Below are 16,969 nucleotides of genomic sequence, written 5' to 3' on the forward strand. Positions count from 1 at the left end.
CTCTCTTGTGCCATCCATCACACAAAGCCCATCACATGCCCAGCGCGCCCGTAGGCGGCAAACTGGCCGCATGAATATCCTTATTGCTGGCCTTAAACGCCTATTGGCTAACATTATTCGTATTGGCATCGTCTCAGACGTCGATCTTGCTAGCGGATTGTGTCGAGTCAAAATAGGCAACCTTGAAACCGATTGGCTCAATTGGTTAACCCTGCGCGCCGGTCGGGTGCGCTTTTGGTCTGCGCCCTCAGTGGGTGAGCAAGTCATGGTGCTCAGTATCGGCGGTGAACTCACCACCGGTTTTGTGCTGCCCGCCATCTTCTCGGATGCCAATCCCGCGCCGTCACAATCGGCGGATGCCATTGTGATCACTTTTCCTGATGGTGCGCGTTTTGAGTATGAGCCAGAAACCAGTCATTTAGCAGTGACAGGTATCACCACGGCAACAATAGAAGCCAGTGAATCAGTCAATGTGACCGCGCCCAATATCACCTGTGCTGCATCAGTCAAAATCACACTGGATACGCCAGAAGTGGAATGCACCAACAACCTCACCACTGCGACACTTGACGTAAAGAAGGGCGGCACAATGGGCGGGGATATCACGCATTCCGGCGGCCAGTTTTCATCTAATGGTGTGGTGATTGATAAGCATGACCACGGCGGCGTGCAGCACGGTGGAAGCTGGACGGAGGGGATTAAGTGACAACTGATAAGTATATCGGCATGAACCGCAACAGCGGTTTAAACATCGGTGATATTGACCACATTCGCCAGTCAATCAGCGACATTCTCACCACGCCGCAAGGCTCGCGGGTGATGCGCCGTGATTATGGCTCGCTGTTATCCACTCTGATCGACCAGCCGCAAAATTCCGCTTTACGCTTGAAAATGATGGCTGCTGTCTATGGTGCTGTTATGCGCTGGGAACCGCGCGTGACCTTAAATGCCATCAGTATCACCACTCAGATTGACGGCCAGATGATAGTGGATTTATCCGGTAGTCGCACCGATAGCGATAGCCGGTTGAGTTTAGCCGTGCCGCTAGGGAGTCAATAATGGCAATCATTGATTTAAGTCAGTTACCGGCCCCGCTGGTGATTGAATCACTGGATTTTGAAAGCCTGTTTACCTTACGCAAAGAGGCATTTATCGCCTTATATCCGGCTGACCAACAAGACGCGGTGCGCCTAACGTTATCATTTGAGTCGGAACCTATCGTAAAACTGTTGCAGGAGAGTACCTACCGTGAATTGCTGTTGCGCCAGCGTGTCAATGAAGGGGCGCAAGCGGTGATGGTGGCACATGCGATGGGTGGCGATTTAGATCACCTCGGCGCGAATAATGGTATTGCGCGACTGACCATCACGCCAGCCAATCCAGACGCCATCCCACCGATTACCGCAGTGATGGAGTCTGACGACGATTTTCGGGTGCGTATCCCGCAAGCCTTTGAGGGTTTGAGCGTAGCGGGGCCGACCGGCGCGTATGAATACCATGCTCGCAGTGCTGACGGCCGCATTGCTGACGCCTCCGCAATCAGCCCGTCCCCCGCTTGCGTCACTGTCACTGTGCTTTCTCGCGAGGGGAACGGCACAGCACCGCAGGAATTGCTGGATAAAGTCTTTACCGCCCTGAATGACGAGAATGTGCGGCCGGTAGCCGACCGATTAACGGTTAATACCGCCGATATCGTGGAATATCAGATTGATGCCACGCTCTATTTTTACCCAGGGCCGGAAGCCGAGCCTATCCGCGCAGCATCAGAAGCCCAATTGCAAAATTACATCAGCACTCAGCGCCGATTAGGCAGGGATATTCGCAAATCTGCCATTTATGCCGCGCTGCATGTTGAGGGGGTACAGCGGGTAGAACTGGCCGCGCCGGTAGTTGATGTGGTGCTAGACAAGACGCAAGCCGCCCATTGCACCGGCTATACCTTGGCTGTGGGTGGTTCCGATGAATAAACGCCTATTGCCGGTTGGCTCCACCCCGTTGGAAATTGCCGCCGCACAAGCCTGTGCGGGCATGGCTAACATTGACGTGCCATTACGCCAACTGTGGAACGCTGACACCTGCCCGCTGGACTTATTGCCTTATCTGGCGTGGGCGTGGTCGGTCGATCGCTGGGATGAAGGCTGGCCGGAAGCCACAAAACGCGCAGTGGTCAATGCCTCGTTTTACGTCCATAAACGCAAAGGCACTATTGGCGCAATTCGTCGTGTGGTGGAGCCGCTCGGCTATCTGATCCGTGTCATTGAATGGTGGAAAACCAACGAAGCGCCCGGCACTTTTCGCTTGGATGTGGGCGTGCTAGAAACCGGCATCACCGAGGAAATGTATCAAGAACTTGAGCGGCTGATTGATGATGCCAAGCCGTGCAGCCGCCATCTGATCGGCCTGTCGATTAATCTCGATGTGACCGGAACGATCCCCATCAGCGCCGCCAGCTATGACGGCGACGAAATGACCATTTACCCCTACTTACCCGAAACCATTACCGTCACCGGCCAAGGCTATTGTGGCGGTGTTGTGCATCTGATTGATGATATGAGAGTGAACCCATGACAGTGAAATATTTTGCGCTACTGACCAATTTGGGGGCGGCCAAGCTGGCAAATGCGGCCGCTCTCGGTACTCAATTACAGATTACGCAAATGGCCGTGGGGGACGGCGGCGGCGCATTACCCACACCTAGCCCCGCACAAACGCAACTTATCGCCGAGAAACGCCGCGCTGCATTGAATTCATTGAGTATTGATGCGGCCAATAGTAGTCAAATCATCGCCGAACAGGTAATTCCCGAAACGGACGGCGGTTGGTGGATACGTGAAGTTGGGCTGTTTGATAAAGATGGCGTATTAATCGCCATTGCCAACTGCCCGGAGACCTATAAACCCCAACTACAAGAGGGCAGCGGCCGCACGCAGACCGTGCGCATGGTGTTGATTGTCAGTAGTACCGAAGCAGTCACGCTGAAAATCGATCCGTCGGTAGTGCTGGCAACACGGAAGTACGTGGATGATAAAGTGATAGAGGTGAAAACCTATGCTGATGACCTGTTGGCTGAGCATGTAAAATCGCGCAATCATCCCGATGCCAGCAAGACCGAAAAAGGCTTTGTGAAATTAAGTAGCGCCACAACCAGCGATAGCGAAACGCTAGCCGCTACGCCGAAAGCAATTAAAACGATTAGCGATGCAACTTTAAAAACAGCTAACAACTTATCTGAGATTAAAACTGCTGGCGCGGCGGCTGTTGCGGCTGCTCTCGAAAACCTTGGTTTGGGCGACGTCGCACATCTTCCGCAACTTACGGGTATTGTCGGCACATCACGCAATGCAAAAATGAGCATTGCTGCCGCATCAGCAACGGCAACTTTCACCGCAGATGAGTTAATTGTGCAAACTGCTTTAGGTGGATTGCAGTACAAACTGAGTAGTTTTAGCAAGACAATTAACCTTGCGACAAATGGCGCTGGCGGGATGGATACAGGCACGGTTCCAGTATCGGGATTTGTCGCCATATATGCGATTTATAACCCATCGACGCAAATATCAGCATTGCTGGCTGTTAATACCACGTCAGTGCTGGCACCAGAGGTGTATGGCGGGGCTAACATGCCATCAGGGTATACAGCATCTGCTTTGGTCAGTGTTTCCCCTATTGCTTCAAGCAAGTTTAAAGTTAGTTACCTGATAGGCAGAAAAGTATCATTTCCACAGGTTCAAGTGGTAGCCGCCAGTGCCACAATGCCAGCGCTCACAACGGTATCTATCGCACTGGCCGCGCCGCTCAATGCGATAACCGCTCTCGGTAATTCAAAAGTGGGTGGAGGTAGCACCGCAGCAGCGTCATTTTCATCGATGTATATCGCCAGTGATAGTCTTGGTACCGGTTATCAGGAAGTAAGATTAGGGGTTAACGCAGGTAATGGCGTTGATATGGCGGGAAATTTTTCAATTGATATCATCACTCCACAAACACTCTATTATCGTTTTGAAAGTGATATGACTGGCTCTAAAGCTGGTTCTATTTTGATTTCGAGTTATTCATTTTAATAGGGAGTGATATGACCTTATATGTGCAATTCTCTGATGAAACAGAGACAGCAATAATTACATGGTTTGCTTCACCACAATCATCAGATGACTTTGATTTTTTAGGTGAAGTTGAACCGTCAGACCCACGATATATAACCTTCTATGATTCGTTACCTGGTTATGTCAATGAGGGAATGCCTCTGCCTGAATATCCATAATTACAAAGCCGGGCTTAATGGCCCGCCTTCTCTTTGTGCCATCCCTCACACAACGCCCATCACCTGCCCCGCGCGTGACAATCCGGCATCATAGCGAATGAACGCTTAACCGGAGAAAACCGCATGTCTGCAACCGATTACCACCATGGTGTGCGCGTCATTGAAATTAGCGAAGGCACTCGCCCGATCCGCACTGTCAGTACGGCGGTAGTCGGGATGGTCTGTACCTCCGATGATGCTGACGCCACCCTGTTTCCACTCAATACCCCGGTATTACTCACCGATGTGCTGGCCGCCAGCGGCAAGGCCGGTGAAACCGGCACCTTAGCCCATTCATTGGATGCCATCAGCGACCAAACCAAACCCGTGACTATCGTTGTCCGTGTCGCTCAAGGTGAAACCGAAGCCGAAACCACTTCCAATATTATTGGTGGATCCACACCGGATGGCCGCTATACCGGCATGAAAGCACTGTTAGCCGCCCAGGGTAAGTTTGATGTCAAGCCGCGCATTTTGGGGGTGCCAGGTCATGATACCAAAGCGGTTGCCACTGAACTGCTTGCTATTGCTCAGAGCCTACGCGCTTTTGCCTACATCAGCGCCTATGGTTGTAAAACCAAAGAAGAGGCCATTATCTACCGCGATAATTTCAGCCAGCGTGAAGCGATGGTGATTTGGCCGGATTTCCTCAGTTGGGATACGGTCACTAATGCCGAGGCTACCGCCTTTGCAACCGCCCGCGCACTCGGCTTGCGCGCCAAGATTGATAATGATGTTGGCTGGCATAAAACGCTGTCTAACGTGGGCGTCAATGGCGTTACTGGCATTAGCGCGGATGTGTTCTGGGATCTGCAAAATAGCGCCACTGACGCCAACTTGCTCAACAGCAAAGACGTGACCACGTTGATCCGTAAAGACGGTTATCGTTTTTGGGGTTCTCGCTCTTGTTCCGATGATCCGCTATTTGCCTTTGAAAATTACACCCGCACCGCGCAGGTATTGGCTGACACCATGGCCGAGGCGCATATGTGGGCTAACGATAAGCCGCTTACGCCGTCACTGGCAAAAGACATTATTGAGGGCATTCGCGCCAAAATGCGCGAGCTGAAATCATTGGGTTATCTGATTGATGGCGATTGCTGGTACGACGACAGCGTGAACGATAAAGACACCCTGAAAGCGGGCCGCCTGTTTATTGATTACGACTATACGCCAGTGCCACCACTGGAAGATTTAACCCTGCGCCAGCGCATCACCGATCGCTATCTGGCGGATTTCGCCGCCGCCGTTAATAGCTAAGGAGCTTAATTATGGCCTTACCACGCAAACTTAAGTTCCTGAATGTATTCAATGACGGGAACAGCTATCAAGGGGTGGTTGAGTCCATCACCTTGCCAAAATTAAACCGCAAATTTGAAGAGTTTCGCGGCGGCGGGATGAACGGCAGCGCTAAGGTCGATTTGGGGCTGGCTGATGGCGCACTAGACGTTGACTGGACGCTGGGCGGTATTGAGTCCGAGATCTACAAGCAATGGGGCGTCACCAAGGTCGATGGTGTGTTACTGCGTTTTGCGGGTTCCTATCAGCGCGATGATACCGGTGAGACCCACGCGGTAGAAATTGTGATGCGTGGCCGTCATGAGGAAATCGACGGCGGCGACAGCAAGCAAGGTGATAACACCACCACCAAGATTTCCACCAAAAACACCTACTACAAATTGACCTGGGACGGCGAAGTACTGATCGAGGTTGATATTGTGAATATGGTCGAAATCGTTAACGGCGTAGACATGTTGGAAGCCCACCGCCGCAATATCGGCCTGTAATATGGCGGAATTTATCGCGTGGCTTATTTCGCACCTGATTTCATTTCTTCTCTTTATTTTTATTTGGAAAGTCATCATGAAAGACCCAAAATCAGCAGCAGAAAACCTTGCAACAAATGAAGTCGTTACGGCCGAGCAAGATAAATTTAATGTGATCACGCTGGATGTTCCCATCATTCGAGGTAACACCACCATTACCGAAGTGACCATTAACAAGCCTAACGCCGGAGCATTGCGCGGGGCTAAGTTGCAAGCGCTATTAGATACCGATGTTGACGCTTTGATCCGGGTATTACCGCGTATCACCACCCCTAACCTGACCGTGCCAGAAATCAGCAACCTTGATCCGGCTGATATTTACGCGCTGTCTCAGGCGTTGGCGATTTTTTTCTTGCCGAACTCGGTCAAGTCAGACTACCTGAGTGCTTAACGGTTGATGATTTGGTAGCAGATATCGCAGTTACCTTTCATTGGCCGCCATCCGCCACCGATCCAATGACCGTAGGTGAGCTTTTAGAATGGCGTCATAAGGCCATTATCCGTAACGGGGGCAGTGATGAGTAACAAGAACCTCCGCTTGCAGGTTTCTTTAAGTGCCATCGATAAAGTTACCAAGCCATTTAAATCTATGTTGGCCAGCAATAAAACGCTGGCCGCATCGATTAAAGCGACGAAAGACCAACTCAAGCAACTGGATGCTCAATCTGGCAAAATTGAGGGTTTTCGCAAGAATAAGGTGGCGGTTAATGGTGCCGCTCAGGCACTGGCCGCCGCACGCGATAAAGCGCGCCAACTCGCCAACGAATTAAAAAATAGTGCCGCACCCACCGCCAAACAGGCAAAAGAATTTAAGCGCGCCAGTGAAGAGGCCGCCAAACTAAAACAAAAATACAATGACTTACGTACCGCGCTGCATACCCAGCGTACCGCATTGCAAAATAGCGGCATTGCCACCAACCGACTAGGCCAGGCGCAGCGATCCCTTAAGGCCAATATTACCAGCACCACCGCGGCACTGACCGCGCAGCAGCGCCGGTTAGAGCAGCAAGCGCAGCAACAGCAGCGCCTTAGTGCTGCCCGTAACCGCTTTGATAGCAGCAATCAGCGTAAAGCCATTGCCGCCGGATTGGGCTACACCTCGCTATCCACCGGCCGCGCAATGGGCCGTGGGATAGAAAACGCCTTGCATGTCGGTTATGAATTTGACGCCATGATGAGTGGCACTCAGGCGGTAACCCGCATTAAAGATAAAAACTCGCCTGAAATGCAAGCTATGCGCCATCAGGCGCGCACCTTGCCGCTCTCTTCTAAATTTACCGACCTGCAAGTCGCCGAGGGTCAATATTATCTTGGTCGTACCGGCTACACCCCTAAACAAGTGGTTGGGGCGATGCCGGGTATGCTGAATCTGGCGGCGGCCGGTGATATCGATTTAGGTACCACCGCCGATATTGCCTCCAATATTCAAACCGCGATGGGTATCCCCGCCGAGAAAATGGATCGGGTGGCCGACGTGCTCACCGCTCTATTTACCCGTAATAACGTGGATATCCCGATGCTGGGTGAGTCTATGAAGTATTCCGGCGGCGTTGGCCGGGAGTACGGGCAGAGTTTGGAGACAGTCGCAGCGTCTACTGCCATGCTAGGTAGCGCCGGTATTCAGGGCAGCCAGGCCGGTACCACTATGCGCAGTATCTTAAGCCGTATTGGTGGCTCCAGTACCGTTAAAGATTTAGGCGTTAAGACTGCCGATAAAAACGGCAATATGCGTGATCTGGTTGATATTCTAAAAGATATCAATGAGAAAACCGCCAAAATGGGTAACGTTGAGCGCGGGGCTATCTTTAAAAGTATCGCCGGACAATATGCCGTGACCGGTTTTGGTGTGTTGATGCACGCTGCCGGTAATGGCTCACTAGATAAGATGCGCGGGCAGCCCGGTGAGTATGATGGCGAGGCGGCTCGCGTGGCTGCTACTAAGTTGGATAACCTCAAAGGTGACATGACAATCATTCATGCCGCCTTGGAAAACGTCAGCGTTGAATTATTTGAAAAAAATGACGCATGGCTTAGGTCAACAGCGAAAAGCATCACTGAATTTATGCATGGCGTGGCCGAGTTTCTCAAGGCTCACCCAAAAATCAGCCTGGGCATTGTGCAAGTGGGTACCGCTATCGCCATTGCTACCGCCGCATTTGGCGCACTGGCGATTGCCGTTGTCGGTATTTTGGGACCGTTCGCGCTACTGCGTTTTACCACTTCCGTATTAGGCATCCGCTTACTGCCGCGCCTGTCGTTTGGTATGTCCAAACTGGCGAGTACCACACCCATCACCACCCAGCAGATCGGCAACTTTAGCCGCTCACTGATCACCTTGTCTAAAAATGGCGGTCAGTCGGCCATTGCCACCCTCAAAGGGCTGGGTAATGGGCTGGTTAATGTGGTGCGTTCACCGGTTAAATCCAGCATCAGCGGCTTTAAAATGCTGGGTAATGGGATTAGCTGGCTGGCTAAATCTCCGCTTAAGTTCCTGCGCTTTGCCCTTGGTGGCTTAGGTGGCATATTCGGGATCTTAATCAGTCCGATTGGCCTGATTGGTGCGGCTATCGCGGGCGCTGGCTTGCTGATTTACAAGTATTGGAAACCGATTAAGGCGTTTCTCGGTGGCGTAGTGGATGGCTTTATGCAAGCTGCCGCCCCAATCAAAGAAGCACTTAAACCGCTGGGGCCGGTATTTGACTGGATCGGCGATGCAGTTAAAAACGTGTGGAACTGGTTTAAAAAGTTACTGGAACCCGTGCAATCAACCACCGCGGATTTAAACAGCGCCGCCGATGCCGGTAAATCCTTTGGTCAATTCTTGGCTGATGGTATCAATCTGGCAATGACACCGCTTAAGTTATTAATATCATCAATTAAGTGGGTACTGGAAAAACTGGACGAAGTGAAGCAACGCTCCGAGAAAACCCGCGAACTGGCGCAGAGTAATCCGGCGGTAGCAGCCGCCGCAGGTAACTACGGTATCACATGGAAACCCGCCCCCAAGGGAAACAGCGCCGCTGATATCGCCGCGAAATATACCGGTGAATACGATAATGGCGGCTATATTCCGTTGGGTAAATTTGGTGTAGTCGGTGAGCATGGCCCTGAAATCATCAACGGCCCCGCGCAAGTTACCGGCCGCCGTAATACCGCCGCAATGGCGGTCGCGGCTTCGATGTTATTCAGTGGCTATCAAGCCGCCGCCGTGCCGCTGCATCCGTATAGTTTACCGGCGGCGCAGTACCGCAGTCACAATAACGGCCAAGCCAGCAACCAACAGCAAAACCAAGTCAGCACTGGTGCGCCCATTATCAATATCTACCCGCAACCACAACATGACGCGCAAGATATCGCGCGCGAGGTAGCTCGCCAACTAGCGGCCTATCAACGCCAGACACAAAGTAAATCAAACCGCAGTTACCAAGACCATGACGACTAAGGAGTAATAACATGATGATGGCGTTAGGGATGTTTGTTTTTATGTTGCAAACCGTCCCCTATCAAGATTTTCAACATCAAATGGCATGGCGTCACCCCTCAAATGCGCGCATTGGCTTACGACCGGTTAGTCAATTTTTGGGGCCAGATGAAGAATCTATTACGTTATCCGGCGTGTTATACCCTGAATTGACTGGCGGTAAAATCTCACTCATGGCGCTGCAACTGATGGCTGAAACCGGCAAAGCTTGGTCATTGATTGAAGGGAACGGCGCTATTCATGGCATGTTTGTCATTGAGAATCTTAGCCGCACCAAAAGTATTTTTTTTAGCGACGGATCAGCGCGCAAAATTGAATTCACGCTCACACTAAAGCGCACCGATGAATCTTTAAAAGAGATGTTTGGTGATCTATCCCAGCAATTTGACGATATCGCTACTCAAATATCTGACACTGCCAGCGGATTATTATCATGACCATAATCGATAACCTGTTAAATAACGGGCATAACGCGCCGGATTATTCTATTACCGTCGACGGCGTAGATAAAAGTAGCGAAATTAAAAAGCGATTAATGTCATTAACCTTGACTGATAATCGCGGCTTTGAAGCTGATCAGCTTGATATTGAATTGGATGATTCAGACGGTCAATTAGTGCTACCACGTCGCGGGGCAAAAATCGCGGTTGCGCTGGGCTGGCAAGGGGCGGCGCTAATTGATAAAGGCGTATTTACCGTGGATGAAATAGAGCACAGCGGCGCACCGGACAAGCTGACTATTCGCGCCCGTAGTGCGGATTTCCGTGAAACGCTAAATGTTCGCCGCGATCAGTCTTACCATAAAACCACCATTGGCGGGATCATTAAAATAATTGCCGAGCGCAATAAACTTACACCAACGTTAAATAAAGCCATGTCTGATTTAACGGTTGATCATATAGACCAAACCAACGAATCGGATGGTAATTTAATTACCCGCTTGGCGAAACAATATGGCGCTATTGCCGCCGTCAAAAATGGCAATCTGTTATTTATCAAACAAGGCCAATCGAAAACCGCCAGCGGTAAACCGATACCAGTCATGACCGTTATCCGCAGTTTAGGTGACGGACATCAATTTAGCATGGCTGACCGAGGAGCATATACCGGCGTGGTGGCGAACTGGCTCAACACCCGCACCACCGAAAAACCGGCAGTAAAGGTAAAGCGTAAACGCAAGACGAAAAGCACCGCCAAACCAAAAGAACCAGAAGAGAAGCAGGGCGAATATCTGATAGGTACAGATGAAAATGTGCTGACCTTGCGCACCACTTACGCCAGTAAGAACAACGCACAACGGGCGGCCAAATCCAATTGGGAACGGCTGCAACGTGGCGCGGCGAAATTTTCCATCCAACTTGCCAAAGGTCGCGCCGATCTTTATCCAGAGGTGCCGGTTAAAGTGACCGGATTCAAAAAGCAGATTGACGATGCCGACTGGACGCTAGTCACTGTTACTCACTCAGTGAGTGATACGGGTTTTACTACCGCGCTGGAATTGGAAGTAAAAATAGATGATTTGGACATGGAATGATGATTTTTAATCAATAGTCACGCATAATTATCATTAACACCGACCATAGTCGGGATGATACCGGAGTCCGGATCATGTTTAATTGCCCTTTATGCCATAGTGCAGCCCATACCCGCAGTAGTAGCCAAATCACCACCGAAACCAAAGAGCGCTATCACCAATGTATCAATGTGAATTGCGGTCATACCTTTGTGACGATGGAAAGCTTCATGCGCTCAATATCAAAGCCCGGTGAAATTAACCCTGTGCAGCCACACCCGCAAACCAGCGGTCAGGTATTGATGTTCTGACCGTTAAACTAAATTCATCTTCTATTTTATGATCCTGCTTTTGGCAGGATTTTTTATTTGTAAGATAATTATAAGTATTAACGCATGTAACAAAAATTTACTATCAAGTTAAAGATGGAATTACAAACACAGTGAATGGGGTTAAGGATGAAAAAGAGAATTTTAGTGGCGCTTCTGATTGCTGGTTTTTCCAGCAGCGCAATAGCAGTAAAACTTAACGGAAAGTATCCAGTTTGCGAATCAGCGGACGCATTCGAACGCCTCTCGGCGATAATTCAGCATCAAGATGAGGCCGCCTTCAAAACGATTATGCAAACGGAATGTTTTATGCCAAAGGTCGCTATACCTGTAGATAAGGTCGTGACCATGGGTATTACAACAGGGGTAGCTCAAGTAAAGATTTATCATGAGGGGCAATTATTTGATCTCTGGACAAACTCCGAGAGCCTTAAAGCCGATTAAGTAACCCAACGGAAACAATAAAAAAGCCCACAATATGTGGGCCTTGTATCGAATGTGGTCGCATTGTGGACAGCGTTAATAAAAATCCTTTTCTATCAACATAATATTCTATTGACCTTCCCCTTGCTGGAAGGTTTAACCTCCATAATTAGTGAAAATAACGATGTCAGTCAAGCGGAATAAAACCTGTACAGCTTAAGGTTATGGATAAATCCATTATCAGCGACGATAAGCGATGTGACTGGGATTACCGACTAAACTTATCCCGACGAAATGAACGGATAAGTCGTTACTCGATAAGGAGTTAATTATGTTGCAAACCACAGTGCTGGCCTTGCATGGCCTTTCCTGTATGAATTGTGCCAAGCGAGTGAAAACCGCCTTAGAAAGTCGTGAAGATATTCATCATGCTGAAGTCGACGTTAACTATGCCAAAGTGACCGGTGAAGCCGATATCAACACGCTGATTGATACTGTCAAACAAGCCGGTTATCAGGCAGAAGCAGCCCAAACACCCGATACACAATTACAGCTCTCTGGCTTAAGCTGCGGCCATTGTACTGAAGCCACACGCCAAGCTCTGGAAGCCGTTCCCGGTGTAATTGCAGCCGTGGTGAGTGTGGATAGCGCTAAAGTGTATGGTAAAGCTGATCCGCAGGTGCTAATTAGCGCAGTGGAACAGGCGGGTTATCACGCCGCACTGCCAGGTGCCCCATCCCCAAAAACTGAGCCGCTGACTGACTCAGCCCCATCTCAGCCGGAATATCAGGCAGCGGCCTCTTCAACCATTCCGGCAGTAACAAGTGATATTAATGCTAACCCAACCACAGCGGTGGATATCGATAGCGTCCAGTTATTGCTAACCGGGATGAGCTGTGCCAGTTGCGTATCCAAAGTACAACATGCTCTGGAAGGTGTTGATGGGGTTGAGGTTGCGCGCGTCAATTTGGCGGAGCGTAGCGCGTTAGTAACCGGTAACCCAAGCAATGAAGCCTTAATCGCAGCCGTCAAAAATGCCGGTTATGGTGCGGAGATTATTGAAGACGAAGGCGAGCGCCGCGAACGTCAGCAACAGATGTCGCAAGCCAGTATGAAGCGCTTCCAATGGCAAGCAGCACTGGGCCTGCTGTTGGGTATCCCCCTGATGGGATGGGGGTTATTTGGCGGCAGTATGACGCTAACGCCAGAAACCCAGACACCGTGGCTTATTGTCGGGGTGATTACTCTGCTGGTGATGATATTTGCGGGTGGCCATTTCTATCGCAACGCCTGGGTCAGCCTGAAAAATGGCAGTGCCACCATGGATACCTTAGTGGCACTAGGTACCGGAGCGGCGTGGCTCTATTCCATTACGGTGAATATCTGGCCGGATGTTTTCCCGATGGAGGCGCGCCACCTCTATTATGAAGCCAGTGCCATGATAATCGGTTTGATTAACCTTGGTCATGCGATGGAACAACGCGCCAGACAGCGTTCATCTAATGCGTTGGAGCGACTGCTGGACCTGGCACCACCGACAGCACGGCGGGTATCTGACGACGGTGAGCAAGTGATCCCTCTGGCTGAGGTCCAATTGGGCATGACCTTGCGTCTGACTACCGGTGACCGAGTACCGGTTGATGGTAAAATTGTGCAGGGCGAAGTGTGGATGGACGAAGCCATGCTGACCGGCGAACCTATCCCACAACAAAAATCAGCAGGTGATGTGGTACATGCAGGTACCCAAGTACAGGATGGATCGGTACTGTTCCGCGCCAATGCTATTGGTAGCCAAACCACACTGGCTCGCATCATCAAACTGGTTCGTCAGGCGCAAAGCAGTAAACCAGAAATCGGCAAATTGGCGGATCGAATCTCAGCGGTATTTGTGCCAACCGTGGTGGCAATTGCTGTTATCGCCGGGCTGATTTGGTATTTCCTCGGTCCACAGCCTCAGTTGGTGTACACCCTGGTGGTTGCTACCACAGTGCTCATTATCGCTTGTCCCTGCGCGCTTGGACTGGCGACACCGATGTCTATCATCTCTGGCGTCGGGCGGGCGGCCGAGTTTGGTGTTTTGGTACGTGATGCCGATGCATTGCAGCAAGCCAGTAATCTCGATACGTTGGTGTTCGACAAAACCGGCACGCTAACGGAAGGTCACCCACAAGTAGTGGCAATTCATACCTTTAACGGTGTCAGCGAACAACAAGCGCTGGGATGGGCCGCAGCACTAGAAACCGGCTCTAATCACCCATTGGCTCGCGCTATTTTACAACGTGCCGAAGGGCTGACGCTGGCTACCGTCAGTCAGTTCCGCACCTTACGTGGCTTGGGTGTCAGTGGTGAAGTTGACGGCATTCCTTTGTTGCTAGGGAACAACCGCCTGCTGGAGGAACAGAGCATTGATACCCGTGAGTTGCAATCACTCATGCAGCAGCAAGCTGAAAGTGGTGCCACCCCGGTTATCCTCAGCGCAATGGGTAAACCCGCGGCACTGCTGTCGATCCGCGATCCACTGCGCAGCGACAGTGTCAGCGCTCTGCAACGATTGCATCAACTGGGATACAGTCTGGTGATGTTAACCGGTGATAACCCAATTACCGCCAATGCCATTGCCAAAGAAGCCGGTATTGATCAGGTGATCGCGGGTGTATTGCCGGAGGGTAAAGCTGAGGCTATCAAGCAACTGCAAGCCGCTGGACATAAAGTGGCGATGATTGGTGATGGTATCAATGATGCCCCTGCACTGGCACAAGCGGATGTTGGGATTGCCATGGGGGGTGGTAGTGATATCGCGATTGAAACTGCGGCTATCACGCTAATGCGCCACAGTCTGCATGGGGTTGCGGATGCCGTGGAGCTTGCCAAGGCAACATTGCGCAATATGAAGCAAAACCTATTGGGTGCGTTTTTCTACAACGCACTGGGTATTCCGATTGCGGCGGGAATTCTGTTCCCGTTCACCGGAACATTACTTAGCCCGGTGGTGGCAGGGGCGGCCATGGCGCTGTCATCCATTACCGTAGTCAGCAACGCTAACCGTTTGCTGCGTTTTAAACCTAAGCAGTAAGCGCTCCTGATATCCCCAAAGTCATTGGCGTTGCAGGTAGGCTCAGGGATGGGCCGAGTAACAAGAGCAGCTAACCCCCTGCGGCTGCAAATACAAAGGGTATAGCCTAATGGCGCACAACACTTTCATGTGCGCCATTTAGCGTTTAGCATGTTAAGAAATGCTAAAAAGGGAACCACATGGATATGGGCCAATTATTACGCCACATCGCACGATTTCTCGGTATTCTGACACCGGCGACCTACCCCTATCCGGCGTTGGATATCGCCTTACCCGGTGAACGCCACTTCCATATGGTCGGCAGTATTCATATGGGAACCGAGAACATGTTCCCCCTCCCCCACGAATTACTGAATAAATTGAATCAGGCTGATGCACTTATTGTCGAAGCTGATATCACCGACACTTCCTCACCTTTTGGTACCGATACCCTCAGCGAAGCATTAATCGATAGATTATCTGAGGAGCAATATCAGCAACTGTTACAGCGCTGCGAAGAGCTGAGCACTGATCCGCACTCGATGGCCTTTCTACCGGCATGGCAGGTCGCCTTAATGCTTCAGGCTCGCCAGGCTCAACGTCTGGGATTGCGTGGGGAATACGGCATCGATTTTCAATTATTGAAAGCGGCAGCAGCACAAGAAAAAAGTGTTATAGAGTTGGAAGGAACACAAATGCAACTCGATTTACTGGAGACATTACCTGATAACGGCATGTCTTTACTGCTTGATACTCTGACCCATTGGCACACCAACGCACGCCTGCTGCAAACCATGATTGGCTGGTGGCTGGAACATCCCCCAACTAATAACCTAACCACACTGGCACCAACTTTTAGCCAAAATCTATACGATGTGCTGATGATTCAACGGAATAAACGCTGGCAGCAGCAACTAGAACATCTGCCAGCCGGGCGTTATGTGGTCGCGGTCGGTGCACTGCATCTGTATGGCGAGGGTAATCTGCCTGATTTGTTGCAACTCGGCGAGCAGTAATCACCAATAAAAGTAAAAAAATGGCCGATATCGCTATCGGCCAGTCAAAGAGGAATTTTCATTATTTTAGTTATTAAGCGCCCACACTCCTTGCGGATAATATGAGCTGCAGGTACAGGGTAGCAACCTGACGATTAGATTAGCAACTTACATTCATCATAACTCCGGCAATCAATCATGATAGCATTGATTTTATTAGGTTAATTTTTAACTCTACCGCAATGATTGGGTGTAGGATAATCCCTTGGAATAAATTTTCATTTTTAATTGGACGTTTATTATGACACCTGCAGTCGTTTTGCTGGAAAAACAAAAAGTTCCGTTCACATTACATCCTTATCACCATGACGCAGCAGAAACCAACTTTGGCGATGAAGCTGTTAAAAAGTTGGGGCTTAATGCCGATCAGGTTTATAAAACCTTGCTGGTCGCCTTGAATGGTGATGCCAAAAATTTGGCGGTTGCCGTTACCCCTGTCGCAACCCAGCTTGATCTGAAAAAAGTTGCGCGTGCTTTGGGTGCCAAAAAGGCGGAGATGGCTGACCCACAATTGGCGCAGCGCACCACCGGTTATTTAGTCGGTGGTATCAGTCCATTAGGGCAGAAAAAGCGCTTACCGACTGTTATCGATAGCTTGGCACAGGCGTATGCCACAATATTCGTTTCCGGCGGAAAGCGGGGTTTAGATATTGAATTGGCTGCAACAGATTTATGCCAGTTGCTACAAGGCAGCTTTGCCGATATTGCCAAGCGCGATTAATTTATTTATTGCATTACAAACCCGCACCGCGCTGCATATATCTCGTGCAATTCACCAGAAGCCTCCACTGCCAAATAGAGGCTTCCAGCTTCACGCCTTACTTATAAACAATCTCACCTTTCGGCTGATACTGACTGGCATCCAGTGGAGAGTGCTTTTCAATATACTGTTTCAGTAGCTGCTGAGTTGCAGCTCAATGTATTGATATTTAAAATAATTACTAGCTTCTTGACACCTAAAATCAACTAAATCAATCGCGTTATAACCTA

General features: G+C 50.3%; 18 protein-coding genes and 1 pseudogene. 18 read left to right on the top strand and 1 reads right to left on the bottom strand.

All coding sequences use genetic code 11. The features are described 5' to 3' along the window. The first annotated feature begins 70 nt into the window (after window positions 1–70). The 18 genes from V1956_RS19410 to ybaK all read left to right on the top strand — a co-directional run bounded on the left by V1956_RS19410 (window position 71) and on the right by ybaK (window position 16,700). Window positions 71–706: a phage baseplate assembly protein V gene (locus V1956_RS19410; RefSeq protein WP_442825523.1), complete on the top strand. Its 636-nt coding sequence runs from the start codon at window positions 71–73 to the stop codon at window positions 704–706. Further along, window positions 703–1,059 carry a GPW/gp25 family protein gene (locus tag V1956_RS19415; RefSeq protein WP_442825524.1) on the top strand — a complete coding sequence of 119 codons (357 nt, stop codon included), beginning with the start codon at window positions 703–705 and terminating at the stop codon, window positions 1,057–1,059. Before V1956_RS19410 ends, V1956_RS19415 begins: the two co-directional genes overlap by 4 nt. Then, entirely contained in the window at window positions 1,059–1,967 is a 909-nt protein-coding gene (locus V1956_RS19420) for a baseplate assembly protein (protein ID WP_442825525.1), read from the top strand. Before V1956_RS19415 ends, V1956_RS19420 begins: the two co-directional genes overlap by 1 nt. Further along, window positions 1,960–2,568 (top strand): phage tail protein I, encoded by a 609-nt coding sequence (locus tag V1956_RS19425; RefSeq protein ID WP_442825526.1) that lies wholly within the window; start codon window positions 1,960–1,962, stop codon window positions 2,566–2,568. Before V1956_RS19420 ends, V1956_RS19425 begins: the two co-directional genes overlap by 8 nt. Then, window positions 2,565–4,061: a phage tail protein gene (locus V1956_RS19430; RefSeq protein ID WP_442825527.1), complete on the top strand. Its 1,497-nt coding sequence runs from the start codon at window positions 2,565–2,567 to the stop codon at window positions 4,059–4,061. The genes V1956_RS19425 and V1956_RS19430 overlap by 4 nt, the downstream gene beginning before the upstream one ends. An 11-nt stretch (window positions 4,062–4,072) precedes the next feature. After that, window positions 4,073–4,261 (top strand): hypothetical protein, encoded by a 189-nt coding sequence (locus V1956_RS19435; RefSeq protein ID WP_442825528.1) that lies wholly within the window; start codon window positions 4,073–4,075, stop codon window positions 4,259–4,261. A 123-nt stretch (window positions 4,262–4,384) separates the two neighbouring features. Beyond that, window positions 4,385–5,560 (top strand): phage tail sheath protein, encoded by a 1,176-nt coding sequence (locus tag V1956_RS19440; RefSeq protein ID WP_442825529.1) that lies wholly within the window; start codon window positions 4,385–4,387, stop codon window positions 5,558–5,560. An 11-nt stretch (window positions 5,561–5,571) separates the two neighbouring features. Next, complete coding sequence (locus tag V1956_RS19445) at window positions 5,572–6,087, top strand: phage major tail tube protein (protein WP_004706390.1); 516 nt, start codon at window positions 5,572–5,574, stop codon at window positions 6,085–6,087. A gap of 76 nt (window positions 6,088–6,163) precedes the next feature. Further along, window positions 6,164–6,517, top strand: coding sequence for a phage tail assembly protein (locus V1956_RS19450; protein WP_442825530.1), 354 nt, complete (start codon window positions 6,164–6,166; stop codon window positions 6,515–6,517). A gap of 11 nt (window positions 6,518–6,528) precedes the next feature. Beyond that, window positions 6,529–6,651 carry a GpE family phage tail protein gene (locus V1956_RS19455; protein WP_049648479.1) on the top strand — a complete coding sequence of 41 codons (123 nt, stop codon included), beginning with the start codon at window positions 6,529–6,531 and terminating at the stop codon, window positions 6,649–6,651. Further along, the gene (locus V1956_RS19460) at window positions 6,644–9,568 is read left to right on the top strand and encodes a phage tail tape measure protein (RefSeq protein ID WP_442825531.1); all 2,925 of its coding nucleotides are present in this window, start codon (window positions 6,644–6,646) and stop codon (window positions 9,566–9,568) included. Before V1956_RS19455 ends, V1956_RS19460 begins: the two co-directional genes overlap by 8 nt. Window positions 9,569–9,579: 11 nt before the next feature. Continuing rightward, window positions 9,580–10,044: a phage tail protein gene (locus tag V1956_RS19465; RefSeq protein ID WP_099462208.1), complete on the top strand. Its 465-nt coding sequence runs from the start codon at window positions 9,580–9,582 to the stop codon at window positions 10,042–10,044. After that, window positions 10,041–11,141, top strand: coding sequence for a phage late control D family protein (locus V1956_RS19470; RefSeq protein WP_442825532.1), 1,101 nt, complete (start codon window positions 10,041–10,043; stop codon window positions 11,139–11,141). Before V1956_RS19465 ends, V1956_RS19470 begins: the two co-directional genes overlap by 4 nt. A gap of 74 nt (window positions 11,142–11,215) precedes the next feature. Then, window positions 11,216–11,431 carry an ogr/Delta-like zinc finger family protein gene (locus tag V1956_RS19475; protein ID WP_050880077.1) on the top strand — a complete coding sequence of 72 codons (216 nt, stop codon included), beginning with the start codon at window positions 11,216–11,218 and terminating at the stop codon, window positions 11,429–11,431. 147 nt (window positions 11,432–11,578) lie between these two features. Then, window positions 11,579–11,893: a hypothetical protein gene (locus V1956_RS19480; RefSeq protein WP_050879723.1), complete on the top strand. Its 315-nt coding sequence runs from the start codon at window positions 11,579–11,581 to the stop codon at window positions 11,891–11,893. Between the two features lie 310 nt (window positions 11,894–12,203). Next, entirely contained in the window at window positions 12,204–14,945 is a 2,742-nt protein-coding gene (copA, locus tag V1956_RS19485; RefSeq protein WP_372558229.1) for a copper-exporting P-type ATPase CopA, read from the top strand. A 185-nt stretch (window positions 14,946–15,130) separates the two neighbouring features. Further along, window positions 15,131–15,940 carry a TraB/GumN family protein gene (locus V1956_RS19490; protein WP_442825833.1) on the top strand — a complete coding sequence of 270 codons (810 nt, stop codon included), beginning with the start codon at window positions 15,131–15,133 and terminating at the stop codon, window positions 15,938–15,940. 280 nt (window positions 15,941–16,220) lie between these two features. Then, complete coding sequence (gene ybaK, locus V1956_RS19495) at window positions 16,221–16,700, top strand: Cys-tRNA(Pro)/Cys-tRNA(Cys) deacylase YbaK (protein ID WP_083159927.1); 480 nt, start codon at window positions 16,221–16,223, stop codon at window positions 16,698–16,700. Between the two features lie 97 nt (window positions 16,701–16,797). On the opposite strand, the pseudogene V1956_RS19500 reads toward ybaK, so the two are convergent. Further along, window positions 16,798–16,881 (bottom strand): annotated as a pseudogene (locus V1956_RS19500) (5'-nucleotidase C-terminal domain-containing protein); the annotation flags it as partial. Window positions 16,882–16,969: the final 88 nt, after the last annotated feature.

Origin of the sequence: Yersinia sp. 2540 StPb PI, assembly GCF_052217165.1 — a bacterium.
GTDB classification, from domain to species: Bacteria; Pseudomonadota; Gammaproteobacteria; order Enterobacterales; family Enterobacteriaceae; genus Yersinia; species Yersinia enterocolitica_E.